The sequence below is a fragment of the Streptomyces sp. NBC_01216 genome (assembly GCF_035994945.1).
Lineage (GTDB): Bacteria > Actinomycetota > Actinomycetes > Streptomycetales > Streptomycetaceae > Streptomyces.
The window spans coordinates 2,500,402-2,519,200 of record NZ_CP108677.1 but is presented as its reverse complement, the minus strand read 5'-3'; the positions used below and the strand labels follow the sequence as shown (position 1 = coordinate 2,519,200).

The window sequence follows — 18,799 nt, the reverse complement described above, 5'->3', positions numbered from 1 at the left end:
AGGAGCTTAGCCGGGCGGCGCCGCGCTGTCCGCCCTATCGGCCAAATGTCGGGGGACCGGAGGGGTGTGAGCTTTCACACGCAACGTGGAATTGCCTTGCGGCGTCGCCGTCCGGCAGAGTCTTGCTTCCGTCAGGCCCCGCATACGGCACACGTGCACCCTCCGGGGTGTGGCACCACACAACTCAACAACTGTTCGCCGTATGCCGCCCACAGCATCACGGGCCCGTGTCTTCTGTGACCCAGCAGTATCGGAGACCAGCGCAAGGGGCACGATTTCGCCCGCTTGGTCACCGGTGTGGGCGATGCTGGAAGGAAACCGTGTGAGCCGGATCTCGGTCCGGGGATTCGCGGTGGCTTCGGCCACTGCGGTCACCACTGTCGGCGCCGTCGTCGGTGTTGCCTCGGGCAACACCCAGCCCGTGGACGACAACTTCGAGGCCACCGCGGCCGACACCACGCTGCTCGCGGACATTCCCGCCGGCCGGCAGGCCCAGGTGCAGGTCTCCTCGCTCGCCGAGCAGGCGGACGTGCAGGCCGCCGCCGCGGACACCGCCGCGAAGAAGTCCGCCGAGGAAGCCGCCCGCCTCCAGGCAGCCAAGGACGCCCAGGCGAGGAAGAAGGCGGCCGACAAGGCCGAGGAGGAGCGCAAGGAGGCCGCCGAGCGCGCCAACCGCTCCGCTGTGCGCGACGCGTCGAGCTTCTCCGCCCAGGGCTCCTACAGCATCGCCGAGGTGAAGGCGATCGCCCGCCAGATGGTCCCCGCCGCGCAGTTCCAGTGCTTCAGCAACATCGTGGACCACGAGTCCGGCTGGAACTACCGCGCGGTCAACGCCTCCTCGGGCGCCTACGGTCTCGTCCAGGCCCTGCCGGGTACGAAGATGTCGTCGGCCGGCGCCGACTGGCAGACCAACCCGGCCACCCAGATCAAGTGGGGGCTGAACTACATGAACAGCCGCTACGGCAGCCCCTGTGGTGCCTGGTCCTTCTGGACGGCCAACCGCTGGTACTAGGGCTTGCCGCGGTACCCGTGCCCGACGAGGCACGGGTACCGCCCCGGCCGAGGCCCGCCCCGTGGAGAGGGCGCCGCTGAAGCGGCGCCGCCCGGCGGGACCGGCCCGCCGGACCGGGCGAGTCCTCGGCCTCGTCCCGCGCCCTGCGGCGCTCGCCGCGTGGCGACCCCCGGCACGCTCAACTTCGTGGAGCCTCCCACCGTCCTACGGTGGGAGGCTCCACGCGTGTAGGTTCAGGACGCCCACCGGCGCTCGGGGAGTGACAGCGGGGGAGAGGGAAGAGGATGTCGAGACTGCCAGGATGGCTGAACCGGATCGGTGCCGGGCTGAGCCACATGGGCGAACGCCTGGAGGAGCGTCGCGCCGAGGCCGAGGCGCGCGACGGTTTCGGCACGCCCCCCGACCTTCCGGAGCCCGGGCCCGGCGCCCTGTACGACCCGCCCGGCACGGGCGCCGACGCGACGTCCGGAGCCCTTCTCGCAGACCCCCGCCGCGGTGCGACCGCACCGGCCGGGCCGCCGGGCGTCGAGAGTGCCCCCGGTGCTCCGGGCTCCGGGGACACGCCGGACGCCGGGAGCCCCCTCGACGCGGGCGCGCCCCGGTCCGACGAGGAGGCCGCCGGCCGCTGGCCCGGCCGACGCGCCCCGGGCACCGTCGACCGGACCGCCGTGCCCGCCCCGCCCGACTACGCCCCGGCCGTCGCCGCCCGGCCCGAGCCGATCGACGCCATTCCCTGGGGCATGCGGGTCGCGGCCGAGGCGGGCTGGCGGCTGCTCGTCCTGGCCGGCACCGTCTGGGTGCTGATGAAGGTGATCAGCTCGGTACAGCTGGTCGTGCTCGCCTTCGTCGCGGCTCTGCTCATCACCGCGTTGCTCCAGCCCACCGTGGCCCGGCTGCGGAAGAGCGGACTGCCCCGCGGGCTCGCCACCGCGGTCACGGCCGTCTCCGGCTTCGTGATCATGGGGCTGGTCGGCTGGTTCGTGGTCTGGCAGGTCATGGACAACATCGACAACCTCTCCGACCGGGTCCGGGACGGCATCGAAGAGCTCAAACGCTGGCTCCTCGACAGCCCGTTCCACGTGACCGAACAGCAGATCAACGACATCGCCGAGAACCTCAGCGACACCATCGGCGCGAACACCGAGCAGATCACCTCGGCCGGACTCCAGGGCGTGACCGTGGTCGTCGAGGCGATGACCGGCATCCTCCTCGCGATGTTCTCCACCCTCTTCCTGCTGTACGACGGGAAGAGGGTGTGGAACTGGACGCTGAGTCTGGTGCCCGCGCAGGCGCGGCCGGGCGTCGCCGGGGCGGGACCCCGCGCCTGGCGGACGCTGACCGCCTATGTGCGCGGCACGGTGCTCGTCGCCCTGATCGACGCCGTCTTCATCGGTCTCGGCCTGTACTTCCTGGACGTGCCGATGGCCGTCCCGCTCGCCGTCTTCATCTTCCTGTTCGCGTTCATCCCGCTGGTCGGCGCCGTCATCTCCGGCGCGCTCGCGGTCGTCGTCGCCCTCGTCACCAACGGGGTGTTCACCGCGCTGATGGTGCTCGTCGTGGTGCTGGCCGTGCAGCAGATCGAGGGCCATGTGCTCCAGCCGTTCATCCTGGGCCGGGCGGTACGGGTCCACCCGCTGGCCGTGGTGCTCGCGGTCGCGGCCGGCGGACTGACCGCGGGCATCGGCGGCGCGGTGGTGGCGGTGCCGCTGGTCGCGGTCACCAACACGGTGGTCGGCTACCTCCGCGCCTACAGCCACGAACAGGCGCTGTTGTCGACGCCCGAGCCGCGCGGGGCGACCGCGTACGAGATCGCCCCGACCCAGGCGCCGGGGTCGCCCGACCGGAGCCGGCTGTGATCTCCGAACCGGAGCTGACGGGCGGGGCCGGATTCCCCGGGGCCGGGCCGCCCACGACACTCCTCGACCTCGGACCGCCCGGACCACCGGAACGCCCGGCGCCCGGGCGCCCCTGGCTGTGGGCGCTCGGTGGTGCCGTCGTGGCCTCGGCGGTCTGGGCCGCCGGTCTCTACGCGTACCAGCGACACGAGGCGGGCCGCGGCCCCGACCTCGGCGGGTACCACCGTGTCGAGGACCTCTGTGCCAAGGTGCGGCTGAAGGCGCTCGCGGCCGAGCTCGGCCCGCTCGCGGTGGACCACACGGGGTCCGGGCGGGAGAACCCCGCCCTGGACCGGTACACCTGCTCGGGCACGCTGGGGTCCCCGGACACCGGATACGGCGTCAACGTCTCCTTCGACCTGCACAGGGTGACCGACCCCGGACCCGAGTTCGCCGCCCTCTTCGGAGACCCGGACTTCGAGGCCGAGCCGGTCCAGGGCCTCGGCGAGCAGGCGTTCTTCCAGCTGGAGGAGGAGCAGTCCGGCGCCTGGATGCGAGTGCTCGACGGGTACGCGGAGGCCGAGATATCCCTCCAGCTCCGGCAGGTCTGGGACAGGGAGACGAACGAGGCCGTGCCGCGGACCCGGAAGGTCGACCTCTCGGGTGTCGACGCCCTGCTCGCCCAGGACCTGCGGACCCTGATGGCCGAGCTGAAGAAGCCGTGAAAGCCCCCGGGCACCTCCGGCGGCCGTCCACGCGAGACGCTCGGCCGGGATACCCCGGCCGAGCGTCTGCGTGATCTGCTCACCACCCAGAACCAAGTGGTGTTGCGACGACCCCTGGAAACCAAGCACCCCGGGGCCCGTCCGTCCTGCGGTGCTACTCGACGAGCAGCGCTTCCGCGTCCAGCGTCACGCCGACCGCCTGGATCACCGAGGCGATCTTGACCGCCTCCTGGATCGTCTCGCGGTCCACGCCGGCCTTGCGCAGCACCTGCTCGTGCGAGTCCAGGCACTGGCCGCAGCCGTTGATCGCCGAGACGGCGAGCGACCACAGCTCGAAGTCGACCTTCTCCACGCCCGGGTTGCCGATGACGTTCATCCGGAGCCCGGCACGCATCGTCCCGTACTCGGGGTCCGACAGCAGGTGCCGGGTCCGGTAGAAGACGTTGTTCATCGCCATGATCGCGGCGGCGGACTTGGCCGCCGTGTACGCCTCGGGCTTGAGGTTGGACCTGGCCTCCGGCTCCAGCTCGGCGAGGACCTTCGGCGAGCGTGAGGCGATCGCGCAGGCCAGGACCGTTCCCCAGAGCTGCTGCTGCGGGAGCTCGCTGTTGCCGATCACCGAACCGAGGTTCAGCTTCAGGTCCTTGGCGAAGTCCGGCAGGGCGGACTTGAGTTCGTCGAGAGCCACGTCAGATCACTCGCCCGACAGAAGCGTGGCCGCGTCGAGGGTGGTCTCGCCCTTGTTCCAGTTGCACGGGCACAGCTCGTCGGTCTGCAGGGCGTCCAGGACCCGCAGGACCTCCTTGGGGTTACGGCCCACGGAGCCGGCGGTCACCATGGTGAACTGGATCTCGTTGTTCGGGTCCACGATGAACACGGCACGCTGGGCGAAGCCGTCCTCGCCCTCGACGCCGCAGTCGCGCATGAGCTCGTGCTTGGAGTCGGCGAGCATCGGGAAGGGCAGGTCACGCAGGTCGGCGTGGTCCTTGCGCCAGGCGTGGTGCACGAACTCGGAGTCGCCGGAGACGCCGAGGATCTGCGCGTCGCGGTCCGCGAACTCGTCGTTCAGCTTGCCGAAGGCGGCGATCTCTGTGGGGCAGACGAAGGTGAAGTCCTTCGGCCAGAAGAACACCACGCGCCACTTGCCCTCGTAGGTCTTGTGGTCGATCTGCTCGAACTCCTTGCCGCTCTCCAGCGACACGCAGGCGGTCAGGTCGTAGGTGGGGAACTGGTCACCGACAGTGAGCACGCGCTCTCCTTGCAATGACGGAAGCCCTTCGTGGGGGCTTCCGTGAGGGGGGTTGGACGTCGCCTCAGCATGGCACGGGGTGCATTGATCAGTGAAATAGCTAGACTGGGTCGTGTTGATCGAAGGTGGTTATCAGTGGCATCCCCGTACGGCTCGTCCCGTGGCAAGCAGCCGAGCCTTTCGCAGCTCAGAGCATTCGCCGCGGTCGCGGACCATCTGCACTTCCGGGACGCGGCGGCGGCGATCGGCATGAGCCAGCCGGCGCTCTCGGGCGCGGTTTCGGCTCTCGAAGAGGCACTCGGTGTCCAGCTCCTCGAGCGTACGACGCGCAGGGTGCTGCTCTCGCCCGCCGGCGAGCGGCTCGCGGTCCGCGCCCGGGCCGTCCTGGACGCGGTCGCGGAGCTGATGGAGGAGGCGGAGGCGGCGCAGGCACCGTTCACCGGCGTGCTCCGGCTCGGCGTGATCCCGACGGTCGCCCCCTATCTGCTGCCGACGGTGCTGCGCCTCGTCCACCGGCGGTATCCGGAACTCGACCTCCAGGTGCACGAGGAGCAGACCTCCTCCCTGCTGGAGGGGCTGGCCGCGGGGCGGCTCGACCTGCTGCTGCTCGCCGTCCCGCTCGGTGTCCCCGGAGTCACCGAGCTCCCCCTCTTCGACGAGGACTTCGTGCTCGTCACCCCGGAGGGGCATCCGCTGGCCGGCCGCGACGACCTCCCGCGCACGGCCCTGAAGGAACTCAGGCTGCTGCTCCTGGACGAGGGCCACTGCCTGCGTGACCAGGCCCTGGACATCTGCCGGGAGGCGGGACGCACGGAGGGCGCGCCGGTCACCACGACCGCGGCCGGCTTGTCCACCCTGGTCCAGCTGGTGGCGGGAGGGCTCGGCGTGACCCTGCTCCCGCGTACCGCGGTCAGGGTGGAGACGGCCCGCAACGCCGCCTTGTTCACCGGGAGTTTCCTGGATCCGGCGCCCTCCCGGCGAGTCGCGCTGGCGATGCGGACGGGAGCGGCCCGGCACGGCGAGTTCGAGGAGCTGGCCGAGGCGCTGCGCGGAGCCCTGCGACGCCTTCCGGTACGCGTGGTGGGCGCCGGTACCTGAACCGGCCCCGGTACTCGAACCGCCCCCGCGCCCGCGACCGCGTCCCCCTGCGGACGCGGTCGCGGGCCGCTTTCGGGCCGCTCTTCAGGCGGCTATTCGGTCCGCAGGCCGTCGGCCCGCATCAGCCGCCACAGCGGCGGCAGACTCAGCAGGGTCACGACCGCGATCAGCCCGGCACCCACGCCGACCATCGGCAGGAAGACCCACCAGTTCACGACCCGCTTGCCGATCATCCGCAGCAGCGCCATGCCGAGCCCCAGCCCGGCCGCCACCGCGAGCGCGAGCGTGATCGGGACGGCCGTCTGCCACGGCACGGACAGGCCCAGGGCGGTGCGCCGGGTGCCGAAGGCGACCAGCGTGGAAAGCGGCCGCCTGCGCTCCCGCGGCTGTTCCACGGTGGTGACCGGCAGTGAGGCCGCCACCAGCAGCACGGTCAGGGCCGCGCCGACGGGGATGCCGGTGCGGACGCTGCCGAACTGCCGGTCGACCTCGACCTCCTGGAGCGTGCGGACCCAGGTCAGCGGGCCGAATCCGGCGGCCGTGTTCCGGACGTGCTCCGCGGCGCCGGGCACGTCGGGGTCGATCCGCACCAGAGCGTTGGCGTCCGGCGCGTCCAGCCGCGGCGCGTCGAAGGCGGCGGGGGTGGCCAGGATTCCGGACCGGTGTTCCTGCGCCGCTCGCCGTTCAGCCGCAGCGGCGGGGCGACGTTCTCGACGCAGGTCAGTTCGGGAAGGAGCCGGCCGAACTGGAAGACGAGGCCGAAGTCGGAACGGCGCAGGGCGCTGCGCTCGCCGTCGGACAGCGAGGTGAGCGTGCGCCCGTCGTAGGTGACGGTGCCGGCGTCGGGCCGGACGATCCCGGCCAGGCAGTGCAGCAGGGTGGACTTGCCGGAGCGGAGGGGCCCATCACGGCGATGACCTCGCCCGCCCGGATGGCGAAGTCCGCGCCGAGAGCGCGGGGGTCGTCCCGTCCGCCTTGGTGACGCCGTCGGCCCGGAGCAGGGCGGGGGTGGTCATCGGCGGATCTCCTCGGCGAGCCGGTCGAGCCGTGCGGCGGTGAGCTCCAGCCACCGGAGATCGGCCTCGAGGTGGAAGAGCGCGTGGTCGCAGATCAGCTGGTCGGCGAGGTCGCCGTCCTTCTTGCGCCGGGTCAGTTCCCGCATCAGCCGCAGATGCGCCGCGCGCTGCAGGTCGAGCAGCTCGGCCGCCGGGCGTCCGGTCAGCAGGGCGAGCACGACCTTGGTGTAGAGCGTGGACTGCAGGTACGGCTCCGGCTTCTCGGGCCGGGCCAGCCAACTCTCGACGTCGGTGACGCCGGCTTCGGTGATCGCGTACCGCTTGCGTTCGGGGCCTCCGCCGGCCTCGACGCCGTCCACCTCGATCAGGCCGTTCTTCAACAGCCGGGACATGGTCGAGTAGACCTGCCCGTAGTGCAGCGGCCGGTCGTGGCCGAACTTCTCGTCGAAGGCGCGCTTGAGGTCGTAGCCGTGGCGGGGTCCGGACTCCAGGAGCCCGAGGAGGGTGTGACCGATTGACATGCCGCCACTCTACACCGTGTGTATACGCAAGGTGTATAGCCGAGGTCGGGGCCGAATGTGACCGGTGCCGCACAACCATCCCGGTCTCTGGAGCGTCGGTTCCCAGGGAGACGGGTGCTGATTGTCACGCCCGGAAAGGCCGGTATCCAGGCCCTTTGTCTGCATCGTCGGTGTTAGCTTGCTGAGCTGATCCGGCGCGGGCAGCGGGCCGGCACCCGGTCACCACGACGACGAGCGGAGCGACGAAGCGATGAGCCGAGCGGATACGCGCCGGGCGAAGGGCGGCGGGCGCATACGCCGCCTCTTCACCTGGAAGAAACTCCTGGGTACGTTCCTCGTCGGCTGCCTGCTCGTCATGGGCGCGTTCTACGTCGTCTACCTCATGGTCCCGGTGCCCGTCGCCAACGCTCAGGCGACCATGGAGAGCAACGTCTACAAGTACTCCAACGGCAAGATCCTCGCCCGCACCGGCGAGATCAACCGTGAGATCGTCGGCCTGGAGGAGATCCCCAGGGAGGTGCAGAACGCCTTCGTCGCCGCCGAGAACAAGACCTTCTACAAGGACAACGGCGTCGACATCAAGGGCACCCTCCGCGGCGCGCTGAACACCGTCACCGGCAAGGGCAAGCAGGGTGGCTCGACCATCACCCAGCAGTACGTCAAGAACTACTACCTGGACCAGGACCAGACGGTCACCCGCAAGCTCAAGGAGATGGTGATCGCGCTCAAGGTCGACCGGCAGTCGAAGAAGAGCGAGATCCTGGCCGGCTACATCAACACCAGCTACTACGGCCGCAGCGCCTACGGCATCCAGGCCGCCGCGCAGGCCTACTACGGTGTCGACGCCTCCAGGCTGGACGTCGCCCAGGGCGCCTACCTCGCCTCGCTGCTCCAGGCCCCCAGCCAGTACGACTGGACCTCGGCCACCCCGACCGGCCGCAAGCTGGTCGAGGCGCGCTGGAACTACACCCTGGACAACATGGTGGAGGAGGGCTGGCTCGACGCGGGCAAGCGCACCGGCCTCACCTTCCCCGTCCCGCAGAAGCCCAAGGCGGCCCCCGGCATGGGAGGGCAGACCGGCTATCTGGTCGAGGCCGCCAACCAGGAGCTGACGCGCCAGGGCATCAGCGAGGAGGACATCAAGGCCGGCGGCTGGACGATCACTCTCAACATCGACGAGAAGAAGCAGAAGTCGCTCGTCAGGTCGGTCGAGGAGCAGCTGGAGGCCAAGCTCGACCGGGACAAGGACGCGAAGGACGCCACCGTCCAGGCCGGCGCCACCTCGGTCGACCCGAAGACCGGCCGGGTCCTCGCGATGTACGGCGGCATCGGGGCCACCGAGCACTGGCTGTCCAACGCCACCCGCCGCGACTACCAGCCCGCCTCGACCTTCAAGCCCATCGTGCTGGCCTCCGCCCTGGAGAACGGCTCCAAGACCCAGGACGGCAGGCCGATCGGCCTCGGTACGATCTACGACGGCACCAGCAAGCGGCCCGTGGTCGGCAGCGACGTGCCCTTCAGCCCGGAGAACGAGGACGACCGGGACTACGGCCCGGTCACCGTCCAGAAGGCCACCAACAGCTCGATCAACTCGGTCTACGCCCAGATGATCGTGGACGTCGGACCCGGCAAGGTGAAGAAGACCGCCCTCGACCTCGGCCTCAGGGACGGCGCCGACTTCGGCGAGCGGCCCGCGATGTCGCTCGGCACGATGGGCGCCTCCACGTGGGACATGGCCGCTGCCTACGCGACGCTGGACAACCACGGCAAGAAGGTCACCGCGACCATCGTGAAGTCCGCCGAGCACAAGGTGCGCGAGATCGACCCCGTGCGGTCCATCGGCGAACAGGTCGTCACCCGCGAGGCCGCCGACACCGTCACCAAGGCGATGACCGGTGTCGTGCGCAACGGCTCCGGCCGACGGGCGGCGGGCGACTACGCGGCAGCCGGCAAGACGGGTACCTCGGAGAACAACCGCTCCGCCTGGTTCGTCGGCTACACCCCCGAACTGGTCACCGCCGTCGGCCTCTTCGGCGAGGACCCCAAGGGCAACCAGGTCACCCTGACCAACACGATCAACGCGGGCCGCGCCAACGGCGGCGGCACCCCGGCCGAGATCTGGGGCGCCTACACGACCCGGGCGCTGGGCGGCGGCTCGGACGAGCGGTTCGACCTGGAGGCCGACGAGAGCGTCATCGTCGAACCCTCGCCGACGCCTTCGGAGACCACCGAGTCCCCGGTCCCCAGCGCGCCGACGCCGACCGATTCCCCCGAGTCGACGCCGCCGCCCACCTCGACCGCGACGACGCCGCCGCAGCCGACGGACACCCCCACGATCCCGACGCCGCCGATTCCGAGCAAGACGACGGACCCGACGATCGAACCGCCCGTGGACGGCGACGGCGGCAACGCCAACCGCCCCCAGGGCGTGGCTCCGGAGCGCTGACGAGCCGCATGTGGACACGAGGACGGCCGGGCCCGGAAGGGGCCCGGCCGTCCTCGTGCCGTCCGCCTGTCGCGGCCGGGTGGCGCGGCACCCGACAGGCTCTCAGCCCCCGGCCAGCTGCCTGGCGACCCGGTCGCCCACCTCCTGGTCGATCTTCCGCCAGTACGCGAGCGCCCGCTCGACGACGGGCGCGCTGACACCCGCCCGCAGGTGCCCGGCCACGTTCGACACCAGCCGGTCGCGGGCCGCGTCGTCCATGACCTCGCGGACCAGCGTCCCCGGCTGGCCCCAGTCGTCGTCCTCCCGGTGCGGCCGGTACGCCTCGCGGACCAGCTCGCCCGCCGCCGCCCAGCCGGCGGGATCACCGAACCGCCGGGGGTCGGCCGCCGGTCCGCCGTAGGAGTTCGGCGCGTACGGCCTGGCGGCGCTCGACGCCTCGTACCGCATCGGCCCGTCCTTGGCGTAGCTGTGGACCGGGGCTTGCGGCCGGTTCGGCGGCAGCTGCGCGTAGTTCGGGCCGATCCGGTACCGGTGGGTGTCCGGGTAGGAGAACAGCCGGCCGAGCAGCATCTTGTCCGGCGACGGGCCGATGCCCGGCACCATGCTCGACGGCTCGAAGGCGGCCTGCTCGACGTGGACGAAGAAGTCCTCCGGATTCCTGTTCAGGGTCATCCGGCCGACCTCGGTCAGCGGGTAGTCGCCGTGCGGCCAGACCTTGGTCAGGTCGAACGGGTTGAATCGGTAGTCCGCCGCGTCCTCGAAGGGCATGATCTGCACCTTCAGGGACCACGAGGGCGCGTTCCCCCGCGCGATGGACTCGTGCAGGTCGCGGCGGTGCAGGTCCGGGTCGGAACCGGCAAGTTCGTCGGCCTCCGCCTGGGTGAGGAACTCGATGCCCTGGTCCGTCGTGAAGTGGTACTTCACCCAGAACCGCTCGCCACCCGCGTTGATCCACATGAACGTGTGGGAACCGTAGCCGTTCATGTGCCGGTACGACCTCGGGATGCCCCGGTCGCCCATCAGCCACGTGACCTGGTGGGCCGACTCGGGGGAAAGGGTCCAGAAGTCCCACTGCATGTCGTGGTCGCGCAGCCCGGTCACCGGATGGCGCTTCTGCGAGCGGATGAAGTCCTGGAACTTGATCGTGTCCCGGACGAAGAAGACCGGCGTGTTGTTGCCGACCAGGTCGTAGTTGCCGTGCCCGGTGTAGAACTTCAGCGCGAAGCCACGCGGGTCCCGCCAGGTGTCGGGAGAGCCCTGCTCGCCCGCGACGGTGGAGAAACGGGCCAGCATGTCCGTGCGCCGGCCCGGCTGGAAGACGTCGGCCCGGGTGAACGCGCTGACGTCGTTGGTGACCTCGAAGAAGCCGTAGGCGCCCGACCCCTTGGCGTGCACCACCCGCTCGGGGACCCGTTCCCGGTTGAACTGGGCCATCTTCTCGATCAGATAGTGGTCCTGGAGCAGGATCGGGCCGTCGGGTCCGACCGTCAGCGAGTGTTCGTCGCTCTCGACCGGGATTCCGGCGTTGTCGGTGGTGGGGGGCGTGTTGCGTGCTGCCTCGGACACGAGCGTCCTCCCGTCGGTGGGGGAACAGGGTCGGGTCGCCTCGTCCACCACGAAAGTCAACTCCGCCGACGGGAGGTCGGCAACATCTCGACCCGGTCCGGCCGCCCGCCGGTGACCGCGATCCGCCCCGGCCGGCACTCCGGGCCACCCGACAGGCTCTTACACGCGGGTCGCCAGTTCGAACCAGACCACCTTGCCGCCCGACAGCCGGGTCGCCCCCCACCGTCGGGCCAGCCGGTTCACCAGGAACAGGCCGCGCCCGCCCTCGTCGGTGTCCCGCGCCCGCCGCTGCCGGGGCAGCTGCGGGGAGTCGTCGCCGACCTCGCAGCGCAGCACGTCGGTCTTCAGCAGCCGCAGGGTCACCGGTCGCTCCGCGTACCGCACGGCGTTGGTCACGACCTCGCTGATCAGCAGCTCGACCGAGTCCGACAGCTCCTCCAGGTCCCAGCGGGCCAGCGCCCGCCGGGCGAGCCGGCGCGCCCGCCCCGGGGCCGCGTCCTCCGGTTCGAGGAACCAGTACGCCACGTCACTTGGCGCGATGCCGTCGAAGCGGGCCGCGAGCAGCGCGATGTCGTCGTCCCGGTCACCCGGACCGAGCATGTCGAGGACGTCGTCACACAGCGCCTCCAGCGGCGGCGAGTGGTCGGGCCCGGTCAGCTGGGCCGTCGCGGCGAGACGTTCGCGCAGCTGCTCGATGCCGGTCCACACGTCCCGCAGCCGGGACTCCACCAGACCGTCCGTGTACAGCAGCAGCGTCGCTCCGGCCGGGGCGTCCAGCTCGACCGCCTCGAAATCCACCCCGCCGACGCCGATGGGGGCGCCCGGTGGCACCCGCAGGACCTCCGCCCGGCCGCCCAGGTGCAGCAGTATCGGCGGCGGGTGCCCCGCGTTGGCGATGGTGATCCGGTGCGAGACCGGGTCGTAGACCGCGTACATGCAGGTCGCCATCCGGTCCTGGCCGAGCCGCTGGGCCTGCTCGTCCAGGTGGTGCAGGACCTCCTGCGGGGGCAGGTCGAGGCCCGCCAGGGTCTGCGCGGTGGTGCGCAGCTGCCCCATGATCGCCGCGGACGTCATGGAGTGGCCCATCACGTCGCCGACGACCAGCGCCACGCGGCTGCCCGGCAGCGGGATCGCGTCGTACCAGTCCCCGCCCACCCGGGCGGTCTCGGCGGCCGGCAGGTAGCGCGAGGCCAGCCGGACGCCGGTCGGCTGCGGCAGCGAGTCCGGCAGCATGGTGCGCTGCAGCTCGTCGGCGATGTACGCCTCGCGGCCGTAGAGCACGGCCTTGTCGATGCCGAGCGCGGTGTGGGTCGCCAGCTGCGCCGCGACCAGCAGGTCGTCGGGCACGAAGCCGGGGCGTTCGGGGCGACGGAGGAAGACGGCGGCGCCGATGACCCGGCGCCGCCCGCGCAGCGGGGCCAGTATCGCCCGGTGGCCGCCGGGCACCGGATGGTCGGGACCGAGCAGCTCGGGCAGCGCGGCCCGGGCGGCGGTGGAGTCGCCGAAGACCGGGCGCACCCCGCGCAGCACCTCGGAGAGCGCACCGCCGGAGCGGACCTCGCACAGCTCGGCGGCCGGCGTGGGGTCCGGGTCGGGGACGAGAAGCAGCTCCTCGCCCTCCAGGTCCGTTAACCGCAGCCGGTCCGTGCGGCGCAGCCGCAACACGAACGGCGAGACCGGCCGCTCGTCGCCGACCGGCAGCGGGTCGCGGAGATAGACCAGGATGGCGTCGGAGAACGTGGGCACCGTGGCCCGGCACAGGCCGAGCACGATCTCGTCGAGGTCGATGCCGCGCGCGATCCGCCGGGTCGCCGCCCCCACGAAGCGCAGCCGGTCGCCCTCACGGCGCGAGGTGGCGACGTCCTGGATGGTTCCGCCGGCCGACGGTGTCACGGCGACCGCCGCCGCGGGCGGTCCGGCCTGGGCGGGCACGGGCCCGCCCGCCGCCGTGGAGGCGGTGTGCTCGGCGTCGGGCGCGGGCCGTCGTCGCTCCTCGCCGGCGGGCCCGCCCGGGCCGTTCCGCTGCGAGGGCGGACCGCCGTCCGGGGCCGGTCCCGGGGCGGCCGCGCTCGCCGGGACCGCCTCCTGGCGGGGGCGGGTGCGCTCCTGCGGCCGGGCAGTCAGCGGCTGCCGGCCTTCGTGGGAGGTGGGATGCTCCGTCACGCGTGGGGTTCCGTCCGTCCGGGCCGGTGGTGCGATGCACTCGCTCTTCTCGCCGATGCCGCGCCTTCGGCGGGGATAAACCCCCGGCACGCGATGGATGTGAATGCCCCGCGAGCAGCGGCTACGGCGGGGGTGGAAACACCCGGGCGCAGGTCCGGCACTGTTCTCCCCCTCATGGATGACTTGCGGTCAGGTCCTGCACTGTGCCGAGTGGTTGACGCGACGTTCGTTGGATCACGGACTTGCGGAGGACGATCCTACGTTTGCACCCCGGGGGCACATCAAGGGTCTCACGGTGCCGTGTGGGCCGGAGTGCGATCCCAGTCTCTCGGCAGCTCGGGCACGCTCCAGGCCGGATCGGGCCGCCAGTCCTCCCAGCCGTCGCAGAACGGCGCGCCCCACGACCGGATCACTCCGACGGCCGCGCGGCCCGCGTCACGCACCCGCGCGGCCTGCGCCGCGTCCATCAGGCCGGAACGCTGTGCCTGGGCGAACTCGTCCTCGTCCCGCCACAGCCAGCTCTGGTCCGGGTAGACCGAGATGTCGAGGAAGTGGTCCTCCGAGTCGACCCCGCCGGACCAGCGGGTGCGGGGCTCCTCCAGGTTCACGTACCAGCTGCGGAAGCTCCAGCCGCGCTCCCAGAACAGCCAGACCGACCAGGGCTCTCCGGGCCGGGCGAGTTTCAGCACGCCCGTGCCGAACCAGGGGCCGCGGGCGGTGGTACGTGGCGCGGTGTAGCGGGTGGCGAGCGGTTCCTCGTGCACGGGCGTGCCGTCGGCGAGCACCGGGCGTACGCACTCGGTACCGGGCGCCATCCAGACGGCGAGCATGTCGGGGGTGTCCTCGACGACGGTCACCGGCCGGCAGATGTGCACGGTGCCGGAGCCGTTGCCGCGGTAGCGCCAGAGGATGTGCTCCCCCGGTGCCCAGTGCTGAGGGCCGCCCGATCCTGTCATGCGCAGATCCTAGGGGGGTGTCCCCGTCATCGCCGCGACACGGGTCACGGATGAGTCAGCCGTCGGCGCGTCGCGCCGGCCGAGGGCTGTCCCACCGTCCCCGGCGGGCGCGCGGCGACGGCCGTTGCCCCTCGCCGTGTCGCCATGACGCCCGAATACCCTCGTATGTCGCCCGAATGCCCCCGTATGGGGGCGCCCCCCGCCGTGCGACGCGCCGCGCCCGACGCCGCGCGCTGATCCACCGGGGGCGCGGGACGATCCTCGGCGACTGTCGGGTGGCCTTCGGCCGACAGGCTTTCAGGGGCGGGTCATGCGCAGCACGTCCAGTGCCTCGTCGAGCTGGCCGGCCGTGAGCGCGCCGCGTTCGACGTAGCCGGACTCCAGCACCACCTCGCGGATCGTCTTCCGCTCGGTCAGCGCCTTCTTGGCGACCTTCGCGGCCTCCTCGTAGCCGAGGTACCGGTTCAGCGGGGTGACGACGGACGGCGAGGACTCGGCGTACTCCCGGGCGCGCTCGGCGTTGGCGGTGACGCCGTCGACGGTGCGGTCGGCGAGCAGCCGGGAGGCGTTGGCCAGCAGGCGGATGGATTCGAGGAGGTTCCTGGCGATCACCGGAAGCATGACGTTCAGTTCGAAGTTCCCCGCCGCGCCCGCCACCGCCACGGTGGTGTCGTTTCCGGTCACCTGTGCGGCGACCATCAGTACGGCCTCGGGCACCACCGGGTTCACCTTGCCGGGCATGATCGAGGACCCGGGCTGGAGGTCCGGGAGGTTGATCTCGCCGAGCCCGGTGCGCGGGCCCGAGGCCATCCAGCGCAGGTCGTTGCAGATCTTCGTGAGGGAGACGGCGATGGTCCTGAGCTGGCCGGAGGTCTCGACCAGTGCGTCGCGGGCGCCCTGGGCCTCGAAGTGGTCACGGGCCTCGGTCAGGGGCAGGCCGGTGGTCCGCGCGACCTCGGCGATCACGGCGGCGGAGAAGCCGGGCGGTGTGTTGATGCCGGTACCCACCGCCGTTCCGCCCAGGGGGAGTTCGGCGAGCCGGGGGAGGGCCGAGCGCAGGCGTTCGACGCCGTACCGGACCTGGGAGGCGTAGCCGCCGAACTCCTGGCCCAGGGTGACCGGGGTGGCGTCCATCAGGTGGGTGCGGCCGGACTTCACCACGTCCGCGAATTCGGCTGATTTCCGCCCCAGCGAGTCGGCCAGGTGTTCGAGGGCGGGGATCAGGTCATGGGTGACGGCGGCGGTGGCGGCGATGTGGATGGAGGAGGGGAAGACGTCGTTGGACGACTGGGACGCGTTGACGTGGTCGTTGGGGTGGACCGTCCGCCCGGTGGGGAGCCGCTCGTCGGCAAGGGTGGCGATGACCTCGTTGGTGTTCATGTTGGACGAGGTGCCCGAGCCGGTCTGGAAGACGTCGACGGGGAAATGGTCGTCCCAGCGGCCGTCGGCCACCTCGCCCGCGGCCTCCTCGATCGCCAGTGCCAGGTCCGCGTCGACGACGCCGAGATCGGCGTTGACCCGGGCCGCGGCGGCCTTGATCCGGGCGAGCGCCTCGATGTGGGCGCGTTCCAGGCGTCGGCCGGACACGGGGAAGTTCTCCACCGCGCGCTGGGTCTGGGCGCGCCACTTGGCGTGGGCGGGGACGCGCACCTCACCCATCGAGTCGTGCTCGATCCGGTGTTCGTCGTACTCGGTCATGTTCCTCAACCTCCTGTAAAAGTTGAGCAGTTGTCTTGTTCCGGCTATTCCCAAGGCGCGTACCGGCCAGTAGAAACCGTGGGTAACCCCACTTCCAGGAGGCGCAATGACGCGCACCAGGCACAGATTCCGCTGGACGATCGCCGCCACGGCCGCCTTCGCGGCGGCCTTCGGCACCATGGCAGCCGCGACCTCCGCCGGCGCGGCCGACACGAGCGACGGCACTGTCCGCGTCGCCTCCGTCCCGCTTCCGCCCGAGCTGGAGGCCCTCCGCGCCGCCGAGGCCACCAGGATCTACGGAGACCCGGCGGAGCGCCCGCTCGCCGAGCGCAGGACCGGACTGATCTCGCTCGGCGACAGCGAGATCTCGGGCGAGGGTGTGGGCACCTACGAGCCGCCCACCAACGGCCCCGACAACTGGTGCCACCGCTCTCCCGACGCCGCGATCCACCGCACCGGAATCCCCGCGGACCTCACCTTCAACGTGGCCTGCTCCGGCGCCTACAGCGGCAACATCCGGATCGGCGGCTCCAAGCAGTACGCCGACGAACTCGTCCAGAGCGACAACCTCGCCATCAAGGCGCGCAACACCCGCATCAAGATGGTGCTCCTGGTGGCGGGCGCCAACGACGACCTGCAGTTCGGCCCGGTGATGACGGACTGCGTCGTCCGGTACGTGACCCTGCAGGGCGCCTGCGAGCCCAAGTACGCCCCCGGCTGGCAGGCCCGCGTCGACGGACTCGTCCCCAAGGTCGAGCAGACCGTGCGCGACCTCAGGACGGTGATGCGCGACGCCGGATACGCCGACGGCGACTACGAGCTCGTCGTCATGGGCTACCCCAGCCCCATCGGGCCCGACTTCCGCGACAACCCGAAGTTCCCCGGCAAGCTGATCTGCGGCGGCCTGGGATACGACTCGGACACCGTCTGGGGCCGCAACACCGCCGTCCCCGCCTTCGAACGGGGCGTGCGACGCGCCGCCGCGAACACCGGGGCCACCTTCCTCGACAACTCCCGGCTCTTCCACGGCCACGAGGTCTGCTCGGAGGACGCCTGGGCCCGGGGCCTCTACATCGACCTGTCCAAGCCCGGCACCCCGGACGAGAACTCGGTCCGGCAGTCCTTCCACCCCAACGCCCGCGGCCACGCCGCCTTCGCGTCCTGTCTCACGCAGCTCTACGGCTCGGGCCTGCGCGAGGCGAGCTGCGCCGACATCGGCTCCGCCGGCACCCCGACGCTCTTCCCGCTCGCCTGGGACGACGCCTACCGACCGGTCGAGAACGCGGCGACCGGCGACTGCGTCGACGTCAGCGGCTCGTCCAGCGCCAACGAGACACCCGTGCTCGGCTGGGACTGCCACGGCGGACGCAACCAGGGCTGGTGGTACGACTCCGCCCGGCGGACCTTCCACACGGAGCTCACCCAGGACCGCTGCCTCGACGTGCCGGGCGCCCGCTACCAGGCCGGGGCCGCGCTCATCATCTGGAACTGCTCCGGCGCGGCCAACCAGAGGTTCGTCCGTGACGGCGACACCGTCCGTCCGGCCTCGGCGACCGGTCTGTGCCTGACCCAGGCCGCCACGAGGCAGCCGTTGCGGCTCCAGAACTGCGACGGCTCGGCGAACCAGCGGTTCCGGGTGGCCTGAGAACCTGCCGGGTGGCCTTCGGCCGACAGGCTCTCAGGCCCACCTGCGGCCGGGACACCGCCCCACCGTCCCGGGGCCGCGAGGGCCGGCCCGCCCAGGGCACGCCCCCGGCGAGGACGCTCCCGGGCCCGCGGTCTCCGGCGGACGGCGAGGCCCCGGCACCCGCCCGGCGCGGCGGGCGCCGGGGCCTCGTCCGCACGGCGGGGCCGGGAGCGTTCACAGGGCCTTGAGGCTGGTGCGGGCCAGTTCGTACGCCGGGAGCATCTCCCGGTGTTCCTCGGTGTCCATCCCGCCCAGGTGGACGATCACGGTCCCCTTCGGCGTGGAGACGGCGAAGGCACGCTCCTCCTTGGACTCGTCCATCAGCTCGCCGCGCACGGTGTACGTCACCTCGACGGCGGCCAGCTCCCCCGCCCGGGTCTCCTTGTAGGCGGCTCCGGAGGCGTTCTCCTCGGCCCTCACGAAGCCCTCGAGCACGGTCCGGGGCTTCCCCTTCCCGGCGCTCCAGACACGCAGGAAGCCGATGTTCCCGGCGGGCTTCGCGTCGATCTCACAGACCATGGTCGCCGGCCCCTGCCGGCCGAGCGCGGCGGAGAGTTCGTCGTCGCCCACCTCGACGGCCTCCGGCTTCCACGCCGCGGCCAGCCCGAAGGAGACGGGCAGTGCGCACGCCGTTCCCGGCCCGCCGAGCGAGCCCTTCGCCGCGGCGGCCACCGGCTCAGGGGACTTCACCGGCCGCGGCACGTCGGCCTCGCGCACCTGCTGAGGCTCGGTCACGGCGGCGCCGCAGGCGGTCAGGGTCAGCCCCGCCGCCACCGTCACGGCGAGCGCGCGGCCCAGGGCTCGCACCCGTATCTCTCGTCTCACGT

15 protein-coding genes and 1 pseudogene are annotated in these 18,799 nt (G+C 71.7%); 6 read left to right on the top strand and 10 right to left on the bottom strand.

What is annotated here, in order from left to right:
- Positions 1 to 322: 322 nt before the first annotated feature.
- From OG393_RS10600 to OG393_RS10590, 3 genes are all read left to right on the top strand, one after another.
- Entirely contained in the window at positions 323 to 1,012 is a 690-nt protein-coding gene (locus OG393_RS10600; RefSeq protein WP_327374407.1) for a transglycosylase SLT domain-containing protein, read from the top strand.
- Between the two features lie 284 nt (positions 1,013 to 1,296).
- The gene (locus OG393_RS10595) at positions 1,297 to 2,868 is read left to right on the top strand and encodes an AI-2E family transporter (protein WP_327374406.1); all 1,572 of its coding nucleotides are present in this window, start codon (positions 1,297 to 1,299) and stop codon (positions 2,866 to 2,868) included.
- Positions 2,865 to 3,572: a hypothetical protein gene (locus OG393_RS10590; RefSeq protein WP_327374405.1), complete on the top strand. Its 708-nt coding sequence runs from the start codon at positions 2,865 to 2,867 to the stop codon at positions 3,570 to 3,572. The genes OG393_RS10595 and OG393_RS10590 overlap by 4 nt, the downstream gene beginning before the upstream one ends.
- 154 nt (positions 3,573 to 3,726) lie before the next feature.
- Here the strand turns inward: OG393_RS10590 and OG393_RS10585 are convergent, their stop codons facing one another.
- Together OG393_RS10585 and OG393_RS10580 are read right to left on the bottom strand one after the other, a co-directional pair.
- Complete coding sequence (locus tag OG393_RS10585; RefSeq protein ID WP_327374404.1) at positions 3,727 to 4,260, bottom strand: alkyl hydroperoxide reductase; 534 nt, start codon at positions 4,258 to 4,260, stop codon at positions 3,727 to 3,729.
- Positions 4,261 to 4,266: 6 nt separating this feature from the next.
- Positions 4,267 to 4,821 (bottom strand): peroxiredoxin, encoded by a 555-nt coding sequence (locus tag OG393_RS10580; RefSeq protein ID WP_327374403.1) that lies wholly within the window; start codon positions 4,819 to 4,821, stop codon positions 4,267 to 4,269.
- 135 nt (positions 4,822 to 4,956) lie between these two features.
- Here OG393_RS10580 and OG393_RS10575 point away from each other — a divergent pair, with 135 nt between their 5' ends.
- A complete protein-coding gene (locus tag OG393_RS10575; protein ID WP_327374402.1) occupies positions 4,957 to 5,919 on the top strand; it encodes a hydrogen peroxide-inducible genes activator in 963 nt (320 codons plus the stop codon).
- Positions 5,920 to 6,011: 92 nt separating this feature from the next.
- Here the strand turns inward: OG393_RS10575 and OG393_RS10570 are convergent, their stop codons facing one another.
- The 3 genes and pseudogenes from OG393_RS10570 to OG393_RS10560 all read right to left on the bottom strand — a co-directional run bounded on the left by OG393_RS10570 (position 6,012) and on the right by OG393_RS10560 (position 7,456).
- A complete protein-coding gene (locus OG393_RS10570; RefSeq protein ID WP_442817288.1) occupies positions 6,012 to 6,509 on the bottom strand; it encodes an FtsX-like permease family protein in 498 nt (165 codons plus the stop codon).
- 77 nt (positions 6,510 to 6,586) lie between these two features.
- Positions 6,587 to 6,935: pseudogene (locus OG393_RS10565) on the bottom strand (ATP-binding cassette domain-containing protein); the annotation flags it as partial.
- Positions 6,932 to 7,456 (bottom strand): PadR family transcriptional regulator, encoded by a 525-nt coding sequence (locus OG393_RS10560; RefSeq protein ID WP_327374401.1) that lies wholly within the window; start codon positions 7,454 to 7,456, stop codon positions 6,932 to 6,934. The gene OG393_RS10560 and the pseudogene OG393_RS10565, both read right to left, overlap by 4 nt.
- A 250-nt stretch (positions 7,457 to 7,706) precedes the next feature.
- Between OG393_RS10560 and OG393_RS10555 the strand changes: the two genes are divergently transcribed.
- Positions 7,707 to 9,902, top strand: a complete 2,196-nt coding sequence (locus OG393_RS10555; protein WP_327374400.1) for a transglycosylase domain-containing protein — start codon at positions 7,707 to 7,709, stop codon at positions 9,900 to 9,902.
- A gap of 102 nt (positions 9,903 to 10,004) precedes the next feature.
- On the opposite strand, the gene OG393_RS10550 is transcribed toward OG393_RS10555, so the two are convergent.
- From OG393_RS10550 to OG393_RS10535, 4 genes are all read right to left on the bottom strand, one after another.
- Positions 10,005 to 11,468 (bottom strand): catalase, encoded by a 1,464-nt coding sequence (locus tag OG393_RS10550; RefSeq protein WP_327374399.1) that lies wholly within the window; start codon positions 11,466 to 11,468, stop codon positions 10,005 to 10,007.
- A 159-nt stretch (positions 11,469 to 11,627) separates the two neighbouring features.
- Entirely contained in the window at positions 11,628 to 13,631 is a 2,004-nt protein-coding gene (locus tag OG393_RS10545; protein ID WP_327374398.1) for a SpoIIE family protein phosphatase, read from the bottom strand.
- A 290-nt stretch (positions 13,632 to 13,921) separates the two neighbouring features.
- The gene (fomD, locus tag OG393_RS10540) at positions 13,922 to 14,587 is read right to left on the bottom strand and encodes a cytidylyl-2-hydroxypropylphosphonate hydrolase (RefSeq protein ID WP_327374397.1); all 666 of its coding nucleotides are present in this window, start codon (positions 14,585 to 14,587) and stop codon (positions 13,922 to 13,924) included.
- Between the two features lie 297 nt (positions 14,588 to 14,884).
- Positions 14,885 to 16,285, bottom strand: coding sequence for a class II fumarate hydratase (locus OG393_RS10535; RefSeq protein ID WP_327374396.1), 1,401 nt, complete (start codon positions 16,283 to 16,285; stop codon positions 14,885 to 14,887).
- A 106-nt stretch (positions 16,286 to 16,391) separates the two neighbouring features.
- Here OG393_RS10535 and OG393_RS10530 point away from each other — a divergent pair, with 106 nt between their 5' ends.
- The gene (locus OG393_RS10530) at positions 16,392 to 17,930 is read left to right on the top strand and encodes a ricin-type beta-trefoil lectin domain protein (protein WP_327374395.1); all 1,539 of its coding nucleotides are present in this window, start codon (positions 16,392 to 16,394) and stop codon (positions 17,928 to 17,930) included.
- Between the two features lie 216 nt (positions 17,931 to 18,146).
- Here the strand turns inward: OG393_RS10530 and OG393_RS10525 are convergent, their stop codons facing one another.
- Entirely contained in the window at positions 18,147 to 18,797 is a 651-nt protein-coding gene (locus OG393_RS10525; protein WP_327374394.1) for a lipoprotein, read from the bottom strand.
- Between the last annotated feature and the right edge of the window lie 2 nt (positions 18,798 to 18,799).